A 17,452-nucleotide genomic window follows, 5' to 3' on the forward strand; every position below is an offset into this window, starting at 1 on the left:
CGCCTGCGCCTGCGTCCTCAGCGGCGGCGTCACCATCCGCATCAGCGTCGGACACAACGTCGGCGTCGGCGTCGGACGCTGTCGAGGGCCGCGCGCCGGAGCCCGACTGGTCGGTCACCGTGACCCCGGAGGAACGGGACGATGTGCCGCCGGTGGCGCGAATGACGTCCCGTCGCCCCTCGCTGTAGGCCCGGCGGCCCTGGGAAATGTATACGCCCGCGCAGGGGTAACGGACATGTAGCAGTGCTACCTGTCCGTTACCGCCTCGCGGGCGTATACATTTCCCCGGCTCCACGTCGAGTCCCGGATCCGAGACGCGGGACGCGCAGCCCGGACCACTCAGCGGAAGTTCCCGCCGTCTGCCAGACCGCGGGCGTAGGCCTCCGCCGAGCCCTCGCGGAACAGGTCGTCGGCGCTGCCCCGGACCAGGACGCGGGCGCCCGGGCCGTCGTCGTCGGTCACGTGGTGGCCCATGCCGCGCACGACGGCGACGGCGCGTCCGCTCGACTTGCCCCGGACGAGCTCGGACGCCGCCGCGATCTCGTCGACGACGGCGGTGACCGTCACGTTGAGCGGGCGCCCGTGGGCGTCGGTGCTGCCGCGTAGGTCGTCGGTGGGCGTGATCCCGGCACAGCCGATCGCGATGTCGACGAGGGCGTCACGCCAGGGGCGGCCGGCCGTGTCGGTGACGACGACGCCGAGCCGCCGCAGGCCGAACCGCTGGCTCAGCGACGCCCGGATCGTGCGGGCCGAGACGTCCGGGTCCACGGGCAGAAGCAGGACCGTGCCCTCCGGGGTGTTGCTCGCGTCCACGCCCGCCGCCGCCATCACCAGCCCGAGCTTGTTCTCGACGATCCGCAGCGGCGGCAGGCCCGGGCGTTCGCGCTGCGCGACCACCCGGACGGTCTCGTCGGTGATGGCCTGCTCGCGGTCGTCGGCGTCCACCACACGCCCCTCGGCCTTGGACACGATCTTGGAGGTCACGACGACGACGTCGCCGTCACGCGGCCGGTCCTGCTCGTCCTGCGCCGCCAGGAGCCCGGCGATCAGCTCGCCGAGGTCATCGCCGGGAGTGATCTCGGGCAGCCCGTCGGGGGCCCAGACACTGAGTCGTTCCACGGGGACCATCCTCACACCATGACCGGGCGCGAGAGCCCAGCGTGGACATCCAGCGTCCGGTCGTGGCCGTTGTATCAAGGCGGTCGGCCAGGTCGGCGCGATACCCTGCCAGGCGTCCAAGCCACATATGTCTGATTCGCACTGCGATCGATGGGGGAAGCGTCCCGTGTTGCACGACCCGCCCGCCCAGAGGACGGTTCCCGTACCCGAGCCGGCGCCCTTGCGGCCGGGCGAGCCACGGACCATCGGACCGTTCCGGATCCGGAACCGCCTGGGCAGCGGTGGCATGGGCGACGTCTACCTCGGGACGGCGCGCCGCGAGCAGCAGGTGGCGATCAAGCTGATCCGGGGCGCGCAGCTGCACGACGACGAGTTCCGCTCGCGCTTCCGGCGCGAGGTGCGGGCCGCGGCCAAGGTGCGCAGCCGGTTCATCGCGAACCTGGTCGACGCCGATCCCGATGCCGAGCTGCCCTGGCTCGCGACCGAGTACGTTCCCGGGCCGACCCTCTCTCAGGCGCTGGCCGCGCACGGCCCCCTGTCGCGGGACGAGGTGTTCAGCCTGGTCGCCGGCGTCGCCGAGGCGCTGCACGCCATCCACCGCGCCGGGCTGGTGCACCGCGACGTCAAGCCGGCCAACGTGATCCTCGGCCCGGACGGTCCCCGCCTGATCGACCTGGGCGTGGTCGCCTCGCTCGATGCGACGCGGCTGACCATGACCGGGCAGCCCGTCGGCACCCCCATGTACATGGCGCCGGAGCAGGCCACGGGGAGCCGAGCGACGTCGGCCGCCGACGTGTGGGCGCTGGGCGCGCTGGCCTACTACGCCGCCACCGGCAACCACCTCTTCGAGGGCGATCATCCGGCCGTCGTGCTGTACCGGGTCTCGTCTGCGGACCCGTCCTACGAGGACACTCCCGCCTACCTGCGCCCGTTCCTCGACGCCCTCCTCGTCAAGGACCCGGAGCGCCGTCCGACGCTCGACGTGATCCTGCGCTCGCTCGGCGCTCCCGACCCCGCCGGCACCACGCTCCCCCTGGCCGAGCCTCGGCGGCTGCCCAGCGCCCGTCGCGACGCACCGCGGGGTGACGCATCACTGAGCGGCGCGGCGCGGGGCCGGCGACGGCGGACCAAGGTCGTCCTGAGCTCGGCGGTTGCCGGGACGTTGGTGCTGGCCGGGGCCGCGTTCGGCATCTGGACCTCGCTCAGCGGCGACGACCGGGACCCCATCGGCACCGGCCAGACGCTGACCACCGCATCGCCGCAGGGGAGCCCCGGTCCCCAGCCGTCGGGCGCCGTGGGCGCCGAGCCGGGAACGAAGCTGCCGGGTACGACCGCGGACGGAAGTCCGGCGCTGCCGTGGCCGCAGGGGACCGTGCAGCGCCTCAGCACCGACTCGTGCTGGCTGGTCAGCGTCGATCGGGTGCAGGGACGACAGGCCACGCTGACCGTCTCGTGCGATCAGACGGGGACCGAGGTGTACGGGCATCCGACGCCGAGCGCGTGGCTCCAGGTTTACGCCGTCGGGCAGGACGGGACCGTCGCGCCCAGCGTTCCCGCGGACGCCACGGCGACCGACACGTTCTGGTCGCAGGGCAATCTCACCGACACCGCGAGCGTGACCACTACCGTCACCCTTCCGGACGTCGGGCAGCTGGCCGCGGTGGCCGTGCAGAACAAGGACAACTCAGGCTGGCACTGGGACGCCACCGGCTGAGGCTCTCCGGAGCTACGGCTACGGCTCCAGGCACGCGCGGCAGGTCACCGCACCAGCTTGGGCAGCACGTCTCGGCCGAACGTCTCGATCCACTCGCGCTGGTTGCGTCCCACGTTGTGCAGGTAGATGCGGTCGAAGCCGAGGTCCACGTACCGCTGGATCGACGCCCGGTGCTCGTCGGGGTCGGCCGAGACGAGCACGCGGCCCTCGAAGTCCTCGGGGCGCACCATCCTGGCCAGCTGCGCGAAGTCGTGCGGCGAGCGGATGTCGGACCGCGGGAACCGCATGCCGCCCACCGGCCACTCCGTCAGGGCGTTCGTGACCGCCTCGTCGTGCGTGGGCGCCCAGGAAAGATGGAGCTGGAGCGCCTTCGGCATCTGCCCCGGATCACGGCCCGACTCGCGGGCGCCGTCGGCGAACCTGGTCAGCAGCGACGACATCCGCTCCAGGGGCGCCGCCTGTGTGATCAGGCCGTCGGCCGTCCGCCCGGCGCGGCGGGCGGTGACCGGACCAGCGGTCGCGACCAGGATCTCGGGCGCCGTCTCGGGCATGGTCCACAGCCGCGTCGACTCCAGCCTGAAGTACGTGCCGGCGTGCTTCACGTCCCGCCCGGCCAGGGACCCGACGAACAGCTTCTTGATGATCTCGACCGCCTCGAACATGCGGTTGATCCGCTCGGCTGCCTCGGGCCAGTACCCGCCCACCACGTGCTCGTTGAGCGCCTCCCCCGAGCCGACACCCAGCCAGTGCCGGCCCGGGTTCATCGCCGCGAGCGTCGCCGACGCCTGGGCCACCACCGCGGGGTGCCACCGGAACGTCGGCGCCGTCACCGGCCCGAGGTCGCCCGTCGTGTGCTCGGCCGCCGCCGCGAGCACGTTCCAGACGAACCCCGCCTGGCCCTGGTGCGGGGTCCAGGGCTGGAAGTGGTCGGCCGCCATGACGCCGGAGAAGCCGTGCGCCTCCGCGAGCGCCGCCAGCTCCACCGCCGTCCGGGGCGCGAACTGCTCGAGCATCGCGGCATAGCCGATATTCACCACGCCGAACACCCTAAGGCCCCGCGCAGGCGCCACTGGTTGTGGGCGCGATCGTTGCGCCTAAAACGGGCACATAGTCGCAACGATCGCGCCCACAACAAAGTTGGCTGCTGCTCGGCAGCCGGATGCAAGGCGGATGACAGTCGCGCGACAGGTGGGGCGGGGACCTTGGTGGCAGGCCGTTTCGAACGAGCACCACCAGAGGAGACATGATGCAGCGACGACCAGAGCCGGGCCGGGTGTAGCGCGACGGTGTGGGGATCGCGTACGCCAGGCTGCGCGGGCTGGCGGGCCACATCACCTGTCCGGTCCTGGTGATCCACGGCGACCGGGACGCCGTCGTGCCGCCCGCCTGGTCGGCCGCGCTCGCCGCGGCGCTGGACACCGCCGTCACTCCGCTGCCGGGCGCGGGCCACTGCCCCCAGGTCACCCGGGCCGCCCAGGTGAACACCCTGATCCGCGACTTCGCCACCGGTATCGAGACCGAGGGGGCGGCGGCATGAGCCGGCCGGAGCCGAGCGGGGAGCACAGCCTGAGCAACCCGGTCCGAGGGCGCCTGAACGCCGCCACGCTGCGCACGCTCGACCTCTATGCCCACCTGCTCGTCGGCGGGCGGAAGCAGGCCCTGTTCGCGGACCTGCCCGAGCGCGTCGTGGAGATCGGCCCCGGTACGGGCGCCAACCTGCGCTACTACCGGCCCGGCACCCGGGTCGTGGCGATCGAGCCGAACGTCCACATGCACGGCCCGCTCCGTGCCGCGGCACGTCGCCACGGCATCGACCTGGAGCTCCGCGCCGAGACCGCCGAGCGGATCGGGCTGCCCGACGCCAGCGTGGACGCCGCGGTGAGCACGCTGGTCCTGTGCACGGTGCCTGATCCGGTCGCGGCCGTACGGGAGGTACGGCGCGTGCTGCGGCCCGGTGGGCGGCTGCTGTTCGTCGAGCACGTCCGGGCGGACGGCGGTCATGGGCGCATGCAACGGCTGGCCGCCCGGCCCTGGCAGTGGTTCTTCGAGGGCTGCGACGTCCGCCGTGACACCGAACGCACGATCCGTGACGCGGACTTCGCCTCCGTGGACGTCCAGCGCTTCACCATGCGATCGGCGTTCCTTCCGATCAACCCGCAGATCGCGGGTACGGCCATCCGGTAGTGCCGGGCGCAGACCCCGGGCAGGCCGCCGGCGCACGGCTCGCGTCGCTGTCGACACCACATGAGACGATGACCGCACAACTACCATCAGCCAGGGACGCGGCGCATGAGGTTCTGGGTGCTCGGGTCGGTCGAGGCCGGCGATGCGGACGAGCCGCTTCCGCTCAGCCACCGGCAGCGCACCCTGCTGGCCGCGCTGTTGGCTCGTTCCGGCGAGGTCGTCTCGGCCGATCGGTTGGCTGACCTGCTGTGGGGTGATGCGCAACCCGCCGATCCGGTGGCCGCGCTGCACAGCCTGGTCTCCAGGCTCCGCCGGATGCTGGGCCCGGAGGTACTGGCGACCCGTCCCCCCGGCTACGCCCTGCGCCCGGACGAGGCGGAGATCGACGCCGTCCGGTTCGAGGAGCTCCTCGACCAGGCGCGGCAGGCGCCGCCTGCCGTGACCGTCAGCCTGCTCGACGAAGCGCTCGGGCTGTGGCGCGGCACCGCCTTCGCCGAGTTCGCCGACTCAGACGTGGCGAGGCTGGCGGCGATCCGCCTGAACGAGGCGCGGCTGGCTGCGGTCGAGGCCAGGGCCGCCGCACTGCTGGAGTGCGAGCGGCCGGCGGAGGCACTCCGGTCCCTGGAACCCTTCGTGGCCGAGCAACCGCTCCGGGAACGCGGCCGCGCCCTGCTGATGCGTGCGCTGTACGAGCTCGGCCGCCACGCCGAGGCCCTGCAGAGCTACCAGGCGTACCAGAACCACCTGGCCGACGAGCTCGGCCTAGAGCCGTCCGAGCCGATACGTCGGCTGGAGCTGGAGATTCTCCGGCACGAAGTCCTCGGCGCACCCGCGGACCCGCCGCCGCTCGCCGGCCTTCAGGCCCGCTACACGTCCGCCGGCGATCGGACGATCGCCTACGCCCAGATCGGCACGGGCCCACCGCTGATCGCGCTACCCGCCTGGGTCTCCAGCATCGAGGTGATCGCCTCCGGCCGGGACCCGCGCTCGTCGCTCCTGCAGCGTCTGGCCGGAAACACCCGCCTGACCCTGTACGACCGGTACGGCACGGGCCTGTCTCGCGGCGGCGTCCCCGGCGACTACGGCCTGGAGTCCAGCGTCACCGAGCTGGCCGCCGTAGTCCGCGCGATCGGCGGCCGGGCAAGCCTGCTGGCCATGTCGCAGGCGGGACCGGTGGCGATCGCCTGCGCCGCCCGCCACCCGGAGCTGATCGACCGCCTGATCTTCCTCGGCACCTACGCCAGCGGCCCGTCCGCGTTCGCCCACACCGACCTCAACCGCACCCTGGTCGACATGGTCCGCGCCCACTGGGGCCTGGGCTCCCGCCTGATGGCCGACCTGTACCGCCCCGGTGCCTCCGACGCCGCCGCGTTCCACTTCGCCCAGGTCCTGCGCGACTCGGCGCCCCGCGAGGTGGCGGCCGGCTACCTGGAGGCCGTCTACGACATCGACGTCTCCGAGCTCCTCCCCCAGGTCGCCGCACCTTCCCTGGTCCTCCACTACAACCACGACCACGTGGTCCCCTTCACGGGCGCCCACCAGCTGGCTACCGCACTCCCGCACGCCCAGCTGGTCCCTCTGGACGGCCCCTTCCACCTCCCCGACGCCAACGACCTGCCCACAGTGGTCACAGCCATCACAGACTTCCTCGAGTCCTGACCACCTGGGTCCGCTGACCGGCGTTCAAAGCCGACCGTGCAGCCGAAGGGACTGCAGCGCTCCGAGGGTGACGATGCCGCGCCACTCCACGGCTTGCCCCGGTGACCAGTGCAGGAAGGCGAAGTCCCACCCGCCGTCGTCCAGCTGCTCCTGCTCCAGCCGGTCGAGCTCCGCTGAGATCTGAGCTTCGGAGAACAGCGCCCGGCTGGGCGCGCCCGGCCTCGTGGAGAGCTCCAAGGGCCGGAGCTTCTCGTCCTCCTGGCCACCGTCGACGGGGATGGTCCCGTCCTCGCGCAGCAAGGGTCGCACCCGCTCGATCGCGGCGGCCGCGCGGTCCGGCTCGGGAACGGCGTCGAGGAAGTGGACGGCGAACTCGACCGTGTACCCGCCCACGAGAGCTTCCGCTCCTTCGATCTGTCCCCAGCACCAGGCAGTCGCGGCGTCGAGGAACGGGTGGTTCACCCCCAGCTCCCACAGGTGACCCGCGATCGCGTACGTGAGGAGGCCGTTGTCGCTCGGCTGGCTCATCCACGGCGCGGCCGGGTAGCCGACACCGGTCGGCAGCACGTGCGGCACCCGTCCGTCGGGCAGCGCCACGGAGGCCAGCCAGTCGGCGGTCTCGGTGACCAGCGGCGCGACCGCCGGGTCTGCAGCAGTGCCCAGCTCGGCGAGCACCTCGAGCGCTGTCAACGCACTCGAGACCTGGCTGTCCGGCCCGCGCAGGTCGGGCTCCAGGGCATGGCCCCATCCGCCGTCGTCGTTCCGGTAAGGACGCAGGGCGTCCAGAACACGTCCGCTCGGTCCGTCGTCGAACAGCGCCGCGAGGCGGTGCCGCTCCAGCAGGCGGGCGTCGTCGTAGATGAACCGCTTGGCGGCTCCGATGTCGATACTCGTTGTTGTGCTCATGACTCCGACGCTAGGCAGCGGTCAGGGCTGCGTCTTCCAGAAATCGGACGGGTGTGAGGCCGGTCAGGCGGCGCACCTCGTCGGACATGTGTGCCTGGCTCGCGTAGCCGGCCGCAGCGGCGCGCTCGGCGAGGGAGGACGGCGTGCCCCGCTCCGCGAGACCGGCCGATGCCGCGGTGCACCCGGCCATCGAGGCAGCCGCGGCGGTGGACAGCGCGATCAGCCGCCGCAGCCGGGCCACACGCCCCAGCATCTTGGGCCCGTAGCCGACGGCGTCCACGGTGCGCCGGTGCAGGTGCCGCTCGCTCACACCCAGGTCCCCGGCAACGCCTGAGATCCGCGAGCCGGGCACCCCGAGCCGCCGCGCGGCGGCCGCGACGAGCCCGTCACGCTCCGCCTTGCGCTGCAGCACCGTGCGCGCGAGCAGGTCCAGCCGCCCGGCCGGGTCGGCGACGCTGAGCGCGTCCGCAAGTGCCGGTCCGACGTCGGGCCAGACGTCGGCGAGTAGCACCCGCTGGTCGCGCACCTCCGAGGCGGGGATGCCGAGGACTGCGCCCGCCGCGCCCGGCCGCAGCCGGATACCGCTGGTGCGCGACGATGGCTCGGCGCCAGGTCCGGCGACCACCGGACCGGTGTCGGCGCCGACGACCACCAGCTCGCCGTCGAGCCGGACGATGTCCACACAGCCGTCCGGGATGATCCGCTGCTCGTGGCCCGGCGGCACATCGTGCTCCCACAGGCATGCGACAACCGGCAGCAGGCCGGTCGGCGGAGCGAGCTCTCGGTACGGGGTCACGTGAGCAACGCTACGGGGACCCCCTGACACTCGCCCGTGCCCGAGCACCGGGCCACCCGAGCGACCTGTGGGTCCGACGGGTCGTGGGCCGGTCGAGTGTCAGTGGCCGGTGGCAGAGTCGAGGCATGCCCCGCATCCCGGCTCGCCCGAGCCGTCGACCGGCCGCGATCCGCGATCAGCGCCACGACCCGTGGCGCCGTCGGGCGCTGCGAGTCGCCGCCATCGCGGTCCCGGCCGCGCTGCTGGCGGCCGGGGCCTCGTCGTACGCCGCGGTGGTCACGGGCCGGATGGCGGCGGACCCGGCCAGGGACACGCTGATCGTGCTCGCGGCGGTGAGCGCGGCCGTCGTCGTGCTGGACGCCGTGACCTGGCTGGTCGTGCAGCGCGCGGTGGCCCGCGCGGAGGCAACCCTGCGCTCCGACCTCGCCGCCGCGGCCCTGGGCCAGCCGCTGCCCGCGCTCGAGGAGCAGGCGGTGGGCGAGCTCCTGGACCGCGTGAACGGTGACCCCGAACGGCTCACCCGCGCGATCAGCGGCATCGGCATCACGCTCGGTCAGGCGGCGATCAGCCTGGTGGTCGGCTGGGTGGCGGCCGGCCTGGTGTGGTGGCCGGCGTGGGTGGCGTTCCCGCTGGTCGCTGCGGCCGTGCTGGTGTTCGCGCGCCGGTCGGCACGACCCTTGCGCGACCTGAGCCGCCGCAGCTCCGAGGCCGGTTCGGACCATATGGCGCAGTTCGAGGAGGCGGTGGCCGCCCGGGACGACCTGCGCACCGCCCACGGCCAGCGCTACGTGCTGCGCCGGTACGCCGAGCTGGCCGCGCGCCAGATCCGGCTCCGCGAGGAGTGGTCAGTGGCGTTCTCGCGCGTGCGGCTGCGTACCGAGCTGCCGCTGGACGCGCTGGTGGGCGCGGTCCTGGTGGGCGGGGTGTGGGCGGTCACCGGCGGCGCACTGGACGTCGCGCGGCTGGTCACGCTGTGGCTGCTGGTCACGGCGTTCGTCGGCCGCGTGGACGTCCTCGGCCGGCTCCTGCCGCGCGTCGAGGAGGCGATCGGCACCTTCCAGCGGGTGCGCGACCTGCTCGCGGCGCGCCAGGAGCCCGATGGTGGCGTGCCGTTCCCCGGCAGGGCCGGCTCAAGCGAGAGCTCCGGCGATGGCCGCCCTGCCGAGCCCCCATCCGTCCCGCCCACCGGGGTGGACGTAGAGCTGCGCAACCTGACCTTCGCCTACGGCGGCGGCTTCACCCTCGGCCCGCTGTCGCTGACCATCCCTGCGGGCAGCACGTGCGCCCTGGTGGGGCGAACGGGCTCGGGCAAGACGACGCTGACCAAGATGCTGTCGCGCGCGGTCGAGCCGCCCGCCGGGAGCGTCTTCCTTGGCGGCGGGGACATCACCGGGCTGGACGTGCACGAGCTGCGCACGCACGTCGGCGTGGTCGGGCAGCGCACCGAGATCCTGGCTGCGACACTCGCCGACAACATCACGCTCTGGGCACCCGTGCCGGCCGAGCGGGTCACGCAGGCGATGGACGCGCTCGGCCTGCGAGCCTGGGTGGAGTCGCTGCCGGACGGCCTCGACACGCGCCTGGGGCCGGACGGCGTGACGCTCTCGGCCGGTGAGGAGCAGCTCGTAGCCTTCGCCCGGCTCCTGGTCCGCGACGTCGACGTGGTGGTGCTCGACGAGGCCACGGCCCGCATGGACCCTGCGACGGCGGAGCGGGTCACGCTGGCCGCGCAGGCCCTCCTTACGGGGCGGACGGCGATCGTCGTCGCGCACCGGCTGCCCACCGCGCGGCATGCCGACGCCGTAGCCGTGCTCGACGGCGGCCGCCTCGTGGAGCACGGTCCCTGGGACCGGCTGGCGGCGTCGGACGGGCACTTCGCCCGGCTTGTCGCCGCGGCGGGGCTCAGGGACACGGGCACCGCGCCGGCTGGTGGCAGGCCGGCCGTCAGCGCCCGTACCAGCACCAGCAGTTCCTCGCGAGCGGACCGCTCGACCGCCGCGCCGCGGCGCACCTCGATGGTGCGGGCCGTGTGGAGCACCCTGCGTGCCCGGCCGCTCGGCCTGCTGCTCCCGGCGGTCGTCTGGGAGGTGACGGACTACCTCACCTCGACAGGGCTCGTCGTGGGATGGCTGTGGGCTTCGCTCGTCGTGGACCTGGAGCACGGTTCCACACCCTGGCTGCTGGCCTGCGCGATCCTCGCGGCGGTGGTCGCCAACACATTGCTGCCGATCACCGTCCGGCTGAGTAGCGCGCGCTGGTGGGCCGACTCGCGGCTGCGCCTGCGGCTCACCCTCCTGCGCGGACAGACGGCGCAGCGCCGGACCATCCGCGACGCCCCCGGCGAGATCGCGGCGCGAGCCCAGGAGGAGTACCGGCTCACGGGCCACACCCAGGCCTGGCGCGAGCTGCTCACGGCGCCGGTCACCCTCGCCCTGTTCGTGGTGCTGAGCGACAGCCTGCTGGCCGGTGCGATCGGGCTCGCCATGGCGGCGGTGATGTTCGCCACGCAGGTTCTGGGCAGCCGCTCGGTCGCGGCCGCCGCGCGGCAGGCGGGCGACGCCGCGGCTGAGCTGGGCCGCCTGCTCGGATCGGCCCTCGACTCCGTGCGCACCGTCAAGCTGGCGGCCGCCACGGACGGCGTGCTGGGACAGGTCGCGCGGGTCGACGGACGCCGGGTGCGGGCCTCGCTGCGTGAGGAGCAGACCAACTTCCTGGTCGGCCTGACCCCGTCCGTGCTGAGCCGCGCGGCGACGGTCCTCGCGTGGACGCTGCACCTGAACGGCACGTGGTCGCTGGCCACCACACTCCTGGTCAGCACCTCGATCGGCACGTTCAGCTGGATCGGGTACGGGCTGGGCGCCCTCGTGACGAGCGCCGCGTCCGCCCGGCGCTGGGTCGAGGTGACCTCCCGGTACGCAGGGACCGAACGTCTCGCGGACGTGCCCGACGACGTCGACCTGTTCGCGGGCACGGCCATCCCATCCGCCCCTGCCGGCGCCGCCCACCCGGGCACCCTGCGCGAGCTGCGCCTGGACGGCGTCAGCGCCACGCACGACGACGGCACCGTGGGCGTCGCGGGAGTCGACCTCACCGTGCGGCGCGGCGAGCTGGTGCTGGTCGTGGGCAGCGTCGGGTCCGGCAAGTCGTCCCTGCTCGGAGCTCTGTCCGGCCTTGTGGACGTCGGCGGACGCCTCATCTGGAACGGCACCGACGTCACCGATCCCGAGACGTTCCTGCGCCCGCCCCGCGTGGCGCATGTCGCGCAGGTGCCGCACGTGGTGTCGGGAACCGTCGCGGACAATGTGCGGCTCGACCACGACCGCCCGGTCGACGGTCCCGTCCGCGCTGCGGGGCTCGATCGCGACGTCGCCGAGGCGGGCGGCACCGGAACGGTCGTGGGACACCGGGGCCTGCGGCTCTCGGGCGGTCAGGTGCAACGGCTCGGCCTGGCCCGGTCGCTGGCCACGGGCTCCGACCTGCTCCTCGTGGACGATGTCTCCTCGGCCCTCGACGCCGTCACCGAGGCCGAGGTCTGGTCGGGCCTGCGCGCGGCCGGAACCACGGTGCTGGGCACGACGTCGCGCGCCGCGACCCTGGCCGTCGCCGACCGCGTGGTGGTGCTCGACGGCGGCCGCGTGGCCGCCGTCGGCCGGTGGCACGACCTGGCACCACGCTGGTCCCATCTGGCCGGCTGATCCGCCGCCGCAACCGCACCGGTCATCCTGTGGAAAACGTGCGCTTCGGCTTGCTCGAATCTGGGACACTGGTGCGCATGAGCATTCCTGCCTCCTCCGGGCCGACGGACCCGGCCGCGACCACACCCGCCCTCGACTCTCCGGCCGCCTCGGTAGCCGGCGCCGACGTCGTACGCGCGGTGGTCAAGGAGGTACCGGACAAGGTCAGCACCGACGGACTCGAGACCAAGTTCGACGAGCGCTGGAGCGCCGAGCAGACCTTCGCATTCGACCGCACCAAGACCCGCGACGAGATCTACTCGATCGACACCCCGCCGCCCACGGCGTCGGGCTCGCTGCACGTGGGGCACGTGTTCAGCTACACGCACACCGATATCGTGGCGCGCTACAAGCGCATGCGTGGCCTCGAGGTCTTCTACCCCATGGGCTGGGACGACAACGGCCTGCCCACCGAACGCCGCGTGCAGAACTACTACGGCGTGCGGGTCGACCTGTCGCTGCCGTACGACCCCGACTTCACACCGCCGTTCGAGGGCACCGGCAAGAGCGTCAAGGCCGCGGACCAGGTCCCGGTCAGCCGCCGCAACTTCGTAGAGCTGTGCGAGCGCCTGACGGCCGAGGACGAGAAGCAGTTCGAGGAGCTGTGGCGCCGTCTCGGCATCTCCGTGGACTGGGCCCAGACGTACCAGACCATCGGGGACAGCGCGCGTGCCACGGCGCAGCGCGCGTTCGTGCGCAACCTGCAGCGTGGTGAGGCCTACCAGGCCGAGGCACCGGGCCTCTGGGACGTCACGTTCCAGACCGCGGTCGCCCAGGCCGAGCTCGAGGCCCGGGACTACCCCGGCCACTTCCACAAGGTCGCCTTCCACCAGGAAAGCGGCGAGCCCGTCTACATCGAGACCACGCGACCGGAGCTGATCCCTGCCGTCGTCGCGCTCATCGCGCACCCTGACGACGAGCGCTACCAGCACTTGTTCGGCACCACGGTGAAGTCACCGCTGTTCGGTGTCGAGGTCCCGGTCCTCGCCCATCACATGGCCGAGCCGGACAAGGGCGCGGGCATCGCGATGTGCTGCACCTTCGGTGATCTCACCGACGTCCAGTGGTGGCGGGAGCTGCGGCTGCCGACCCGCTCGATCATCAACCGCGACGGGCGCATCACGCGCGAGGTGCCGGAGTGGCTCGCGGGCGGCCCGGGGGCCGGGCTGTTCGAGGCCGAGGTCGCCGGCAAGACGACGTTCAGCGCCCGTAAGGCGATCGTGGACGCGCTGGTCGCGTCGGGCGACATGCCGACCGAGCCGGTGGCCACCCAGCGCAAGGCCAACTTCTTCGAGAAGGGTGACAAGCCCCTCGAGATCGTGACCTCGCGGCAGTGGTACATCCGCAACGGCGGCCGCGACGCGGCGCTGCGCGAGGAACTGCTGGGCCGTGGCAAGGAGCTCGACTTCCACCCGGACTTCATGCGGGTGCGGTACGAGAACTGGGTCAACGGCCTCAACGGCGACTGGCTCGTCAGCCGCCAGCGCTTCTTCGGCGTCGCGATCCCGCTGTGGTACCCGGTCGACGCGAACGGCGAGGTCGACTACGACCACCCGATCGTGCCGGCCGAGGAGTCCCTGCCGGTCGACCCGACGTCGCAGGCACCCGCCGGCTACACGGAGGACCAGCGCGGCCAGGCCGGCGGTTTCGTCGGCGACGCCGACGTCATGGACACGTGGGCCACGTCGTCGCTGTCGCCGCAGATCGTCGGCGGCTGGGAGCGGGACAACGACTTGTTCGAGCGCGTCTACCCGATGGACCTGCGCCCGCAGGGCCAGGACATCATCCGCACGTGGCTGTTCTCCTCGGTGGTGCGGTCGCACCTGGAGAACAAGGTGCTGCCCTGGAAGAACGCGACGATCAGCGGCTGGATCCTCGACCCGGACCGCAAGAAGATGTCGAAGTCCAAGGGCAACGTCGTCACGCCGATGGACCTGCTCGTGGAGCACGGCTCGGACGCGGTGCGGTACTGGGCGGCCTCGGCCCGCCTGGGCACCGACGCGGCGTTCGAGGTGGGCCAGATGAAGATCGGTCGCCGCCTGGCGATCAAGGTCCTCAACGCCTCGAAGTTCGCTCTGTCGTTCGGCGGCGGCGCGGGTAGCGAGATCGCGCTCGACCCGGCGGCCGTGACGGTCGCTCTGGACCGGTCGATGCTGGGCGGCCTGGCGGGCGTCGTCGAACAGGCCACGGCCGCGCTCGAGACGTACGACCACACGCGCGCGCTCGAGCTCACCGAGACGTTCTTCTGGACGTTCTGCGACGACTACCTTGAGCTTGTCAAGGACCGCGCGTACGGCGCGGGTGCCGATTCGGCGGACGTCTCCCCGGATACGACGTCGGCCCGCACCGCCCTGGCGATCGCGCTCGACACCATGCTTCGGCTGCTCGCGCCGTACCTCCCGTTCGCCACGGAAGAGGTCTGGTCCTGGTGGCGCGAGGGTTCGGTGCACCGCGCGCCGTGGCCCGAAGCGGGGCCCCTGCGGGCTGCAGCTGGGGCTGCCGACCCGGCCGACCTCGCGGCGGCCGGTCACGCCCTCGCGGTGCTGCGCAAGGTCAAGTCCGAGGCGAAGGCGTCGATGCGTACGCCGATCGTGGCCGCGTCGCTGGCTGTTCCCGCGGGGTCGCTCGGCGCGGTCGAGACGGCGGTCGAGGACATCAAGGCCGCCGGCCGCGTCACCGGCACGCTCGAGCTCGTGACCACCAGTGAGGGCCAGGGCGACCAGGCCGTCCAGGGCGGCATGATCGTGACATCGAGCGAGCTGGGCGAGGCCCCGCCGCGCAACAAGGGCTGACCCCACTCTCTGCCGAGGTAGAACTGTGGCGAGGTAGAACTGGGGCGGGGGTCCTGATCAGCACCCCCGCCCCAGTCCTACCTCGCCACAGTTCTACCTCGGCAGCGGTCAGTTGAGCATCAGGACCACGGCGTCGCCGGCCTTGGCCGCCGCACCGTAGAACGCGGCGAGCTCGCCGTAGGCCTTACCGAGCCGCTCGGCGTCGGTCTCGGCCGCGTGCTCGCCCGGGTCCGGGCAGACGTCCTCGTCGCACACGTGGGCGGCGTCGGCGAGCGGTGCCAGGGTGTCGAACGAGGTGCCCACGAGGAACGCGGCGGCCTTCTCCACGTCCTCCGGTGACAGGTACCGCACCGGCTTGATCCCGTCGGCGGGACCCAGCTCGACGCCGCCCTGCACCGGGTCGACGGGCATGCCGCCGTGTACCTGCAGCACCGTGTGGAGCGGGCCCCACACGGTGCCGATGCTGAAATACCTCGCCTCCTGTGCCGGAAGGTCCATCTGGACCCATTCGCCGGCGAGCTCGTCGATGTGCTCGAGCGCCCAGGTCAGATCGGTCCGTGCCTTGTCGATGTCGTCGGCGGCAAGCCGCGCGTACTCACAATGAATCATCCCCATGGCCCGAGACCGTACCGATAATGCGTTTCCGTGTGTATGGGCAAAACGGACACATTCCAACGCAACAATTTCCCATACGCGGTAAAACGGAAATTCCATGCAGGCGGGCGTCCGTTCTGGGGTTTTGGTCCCCAGGCTCGGGCCGAGAATTCACACCGAATTCACGCGTGGGAGATCAGTGCAGCCGACGATCGTCGCCGGACATGCTCACGAGGGCCTCCGTGGGTGTGCCGTCGTCGCGCCAGCGGAGGGTCGCCGCGACGCCGTCCATGAGCTCGACGGAACCCTCGGGCGCGAAGGTCAGGCCGGCGTCCTGCCCGACCGCCGCGCGCACGAGTGCGACCGACGACGGCAGCTCCTCCAGCCGCTCCGTCACGCCGATGTCCTCGAGATCGGACCGAGACGCCGCGATGTGCATCGGGTCGGGGCCGATCCATAGCATGCGCCCGTTCCTCGGCGCATTGCCCGTGCCGTATTCCTCGGCCAGGACGAGCTCCTTGACCTGTCCGCGGGCAAGCACCGCGACGACGTCGTCCACCGAGGTCACGGCGTTCGACTCGCGACCCAGCTCCTGCCGCAGCTCCGCCAGCACACGTTCCCGACGCCGCTCCCGGTACGAGTCGAGCGCCTCGCCGACCCGCTCGGCGAACGCACCCTCGTGCACCCCGCCGCCGCGCCCGCCGCCCGGCACCTCGATCACCTTGTCCGCGGCCGGCGGCGTCAGCGCCGTGCGGGCCAGCGACACGGCCCGCTTGTCCCCCGTGAGCAGCACCAGCTCGGGCCTCGTCTCGGCCACGTGCCGCTCGATCTCTGCCGCGACGGCCGCCGCGTTGCGCTCCCACGAGTCCTCGGCGCGCGACTCGATGCGCGCCCGCTTCACCTCGTTGGACCCGGACTTCTCGATCTCGTCGTGCGGCGCCTGGAAGGTGCTGTGCACCTTGCCGCTCGGCCCCGAGCGGAGAAAGTCCGCCCCCTGCCGGTCCACCGCGACCTTGAGCAGCTCCACCGACTCGTCGGCGGCGAGCGCGGCCTGCAGCAGTGCGGGCACCGGCGCCCAGGAGCAGGTCGTACCGGTCGGCGGGTTGTTCACCACCCGGTCCACCAGCACTCCGGTGTCGTCGGCGATGACGACCCGGCCGTGCGGCCCCGGGACCCTCGTGGGCCTGAGCACCACCTCCGCGACGGCGTCCAGCACGGTGGCCGGTGCTCCTTGCTGCGCTAGCTCCTTGCGCGCCGCGTTCCATCGGCCTTCGACGTCGCGTTCGGCGGCCTGCTCGGACGGCGTCGCGTCCAGATGCAGGGTCACAAAGGGACCCGGGTGGCCGAGGAGGGGTTTGAGCCAGTCGATCTTCATTCGAACCTCCGCGTCTCCCGCCGAGGTCGAGGTGATGCCCTACCGCACACCTCGCCCCGGCGTTCCCTCCAGGAAACGACGAATTACGGGCGCGCGCCACCCCCGTGCCGGAATTGCTTGTGACCTGCACACCAAGTTCTTCCCACCCAAAGTTGGCCACTCATCCGCATTGGGTAAAGTCATACCAAGGGCTAACCTCTTCAAGCGTATGTGTCGACCTCAGGAAGGTTCTCGCCCTTGTGCTGGGCGGCGATCAGCTCGTGGTGGCGGATCACCTCGCTCACGATGAACTGGCGGAACTGTTCCGCGAAATCGGGATCGAGCCCCGACTCCTCCGCGATCCTCGTGAGGCGTGCGATTTGCTCCTGCTCGCGCGCCGGGTCCGCCGGGGGCAGGCCGCCGACAGCCTTGAGCTCGCCCACCCGCCGGGTCACCCGGAACCGTTCCGCCAGGAGATACACCAGCGCCGCGTCGATGTTGTCGATGCTCTCGCGGAGCCGGATGATCTCGGACGGCACCGGAACGCTGGTCGGTTCGTTGTCAGACACAGGAAGAGGCTATCTGCCCGAGGGTGCAACC

Annotated in this window: 13 protein-coding genes; 6 read left to right on the top strand and 7 right to left on the bottom strand. The window is 72.2% G+C overall.

Features of this window, described 5'->3' with window-relative positions:
• Window positions 1–339 precede the first annotated feature (339 nt).
• A complete protein-coding gene (cofE, locus tag EW117_RS18770; RefSeq protein ID WP_129788243.1) occupies window positions 340–1,128 on the bottom strand; it encodes a coenzyme F420-0:L-glutamate ligase in 789 nt (262 codons plus the stop codon).
• Window positions 1,129–1,285: 157 nt separating this feature from the next.
• Between cofE and EW117_RS18775 the strand changes: the two genes are divergently transcribed.
• Window positions 1,286–2,833 carry a serine/threonine-protein kinase gene (locus EW117_RS18775; RefSeq protein ID WP_165362771.1) on the top strand — a complete coding sequence of 516 codons (1,548 nt, stop codon included), beginning with the start codon at window positions 1,286–1,288 and terminating at the stop codon, window positions 2,831–2,833.
• Between the two features lie 44 nt (window positions 2,834–2,877).
• On the opposite strand, the gene EW117_RS18780 is transcribed toward EW117_RS18775, so the two are convergent.
• A complete protein-coding gene (locus EW117_RS18780) occupies window positions 2,878–3,870 on the bottom strand; it encodes a TIGR03557 family F420-dependent LLM class oxidoreductase (RefSeq protein ID WP_277986478.1) in 993 nt (330 codons plus the stop codon).
• 251 nt (window positions 3,871–4,121) lie between these two features.
• Between EW117_RS18780 and EW117_RS18785 the strand changes: the two genes are divergently transcribed.
• The 3 genes from EW117_RS18785 to EW117_RS18795 all read left to right on the top strand — a co-directional run bounded on the left by EW117_RS18785 (window position 4,122) and on the right by EW117_RS18795 (window position 6,676).
• Window positions 4,122–4,370 (top strand): alpha/beta fold hydrolase, encoded by a 249-nt coding sequence (locus tag EW117_RS18785; protein ID WP_129788245.1) that lies wholly within the window; start codon window positions 4,122–4,124, stop codon window positions 4,368–4,370.
• The gene (locus EW117_RS18790) at window positions 4,367–5,017 is read left to right on the top strand and encodes a class I SAM-dependent methyltransferase (RefSeq protein WP_129788246.1); all 651 of its coding nucleotides are present in this window, start codon (window positions 4,367–4,369) and stop codon (window positions 5,015–5,017) included. Before EW117_RS18785 ends, EW117_RS18790 begins: the two co-directional genes overlap by 4 nt.
• Before the next feature lie 105 nt (window positions 5,018–5,122).
• Complete coding sequence (locus EW117_RS18795; protein ID WP_129788247.1) at window positions 5,123–6,676, top strand: bifunctional AfsR/SARP family transcriptional regulator/alpha/beta hydrolase; 1,554 nt, start codon at window positions 5,123–5,125, stop codon at window positions 6,674–6,676.
• Window positions 6,677–6,700: 24 nt separating this feature from the next.
• Here the strand turns inward: EW117_RS18795 and EW117_RS18800 are convergent, their stop codons facing one another.
• Entirely contained in the window at window positions 6,701–7,582 is an 882-nt protein-coding gene (locus EW117_RS18800; protein WP_129788248.1) for a hypothetical protein, read from the bottom strand.
• 10 nt (window positions 7,583–7,592) lie between these two features.
• Window positions 7,593–8,378, bottom strand: a complete 786-nt coding sequence (locus EW117_RS18805; protein ID WP_129788249.1) for a DUF6597 domain-containing transcriptional factor — start codon at window positions 8,376–8,378, stop codon at window positions 7,593–7,595.
• A gap of 125 nt (window positions 8,379–8,503) precedes the next feature.
• Here EW117_RS18805 and EW117_RS18810 point away from each other — a divergent pair, with 125 nt between their 5' ends.
• Together EW117_RS18810 and valS are read left to right on the top strand one after the other, a co-directional pair.
• Window positions 8,504–12,073, top strand: a complete 3,570-nt coding sequence (locus EW117_RS18810) for an ATP-binding cassette domain-containing protein (RefSeq protein WP_165362772.1) — start codon at window positions 8,504–8,506, stop codon at window positions 12,071–12,073.
• A 77-nt stretch (window positions 12,074–12,150) separates the two neighbouring features.
• Window positions 12,151–14,904, top strand: coding sequence for a valine--tRNA ligase (valS, locus tag EW117_RS18815; protein ID WP_242504379.1), 2,754 nt, complete (start codon window positions 12,151–12,153; stop codon window positions 14,902–14,904).
• 108 nt (window positions 14,905–15,012) lie between these two features.
• Here the strand turns inward: valS and EW117_RS18820 are convergent, their stop codons facing one another.
• From EW117_RS18820 to EW117_RS18830, 3 genes are all read right to left on the bottom strand, one after another.
• Complete coding sequence (locus EW117_RS18820; protein WP_165362773.1) at window positions 15,013–15,519, bottom strand: DUF1877 family protein; 507 nt, start codon at window positions 15,517–15,519, stop codon at window positions 15,013–15,015.
• A gap of 175 nt (window positions 15,520–15,694) precedes the next feature.
• Window positions 15,695–16,873, bottom strand: a complete 1,179-nt coding sequence (locus EW117_RS18825) for a baeRF2 domain-containing protein (RefSeq protein WP_129788252.1) — start codon at window positions 16,871–16,873, stop codon at window positions 15,695–15,697.
• Window positions 16,874–17,073: 200 nt separating this feature from the next.
• Window positions 17,074–17,421, bottom strand: a complete 348-nt coding sequence (locus EW117_RS18830; RefSeq protein ID WP_242504380.1) for a chorismate mutase — start codon at window positions 17,419–17,421, stop codon at window positions 17,074–17,076.
• Window positions 17,422–17,452 lie beyond the last annotated feature (31 nt).

The sequence above is a fragment of the Promicromonospora panici genome, assembly GCF_900608595.1.
Classification (GTDB): domain Bacteria; phylum Actinomycetota; class Actinomycetes; order Actinomycetales; family Cellulomonadaceae; genus Promicromonospora; species Promicromonospora panici.

Excerpts from the sequence above, each read along its gene's own strand:
- EW117_RS18795 (WP_129788247.1), top strand. The coding sequence starts at position 5,123 with ATGAGGTTCTGGGTGCTCGGGTCGGTCGAGGCCGGCGATGCGGACGAG.
- EW117_RS18820 (WP_165362773.1), bottom strand. The coding sequence starts at position 15,519 with ATGGGGATGATTCATTGTGAGTACGCGCGGCTTGCCGCCGACGACATC.
- valS (WP_242504379.1), top strand. The coding sequence starts at position 12,151 with ATGAGCATTCCTGCCTCCTCCGGGCCGACGGACCCGGCCGCGACCACA.
- EW117_RS18810 (WP_165362772.1), top strand. The coding sequence starts at position 8,504 with ATGCCCCGCATCCCGGCTCGCCCGAGCCGTCGACCGGCCGCGATCCGC.
- EW117_RS18790 (WP_129788246.1), top strand. The coding sequence starts at position 4,367 with ATGAGCCGGCCGGAGCCGAGCGGGGAGCACAGCCTGAGCAACCCGGTC.
- EW117_RS18800 (WP_129788248.1), bottom strand. The coding sequence starts at position 7,582 with ATGAGCACAACAACGAGTATCGACATCGGAGCCGCCAAGCGGTTCATC.
- cofE (WP_129788243.1), bottom strand. The coding sequence starts at position 1,128 with ATGGTCCCCGTGGAACGACTCAGTGTCTGGGCCCCCGACGGGCTGCCC.
- EW117_RS18825 (WP_129788252.1), bottom strand. The coding sequence starts at position 16,873 with ATGAAGATCGACTGGCTCAAACCCCTCCTCGGCCACCCGGGTCCCTTT.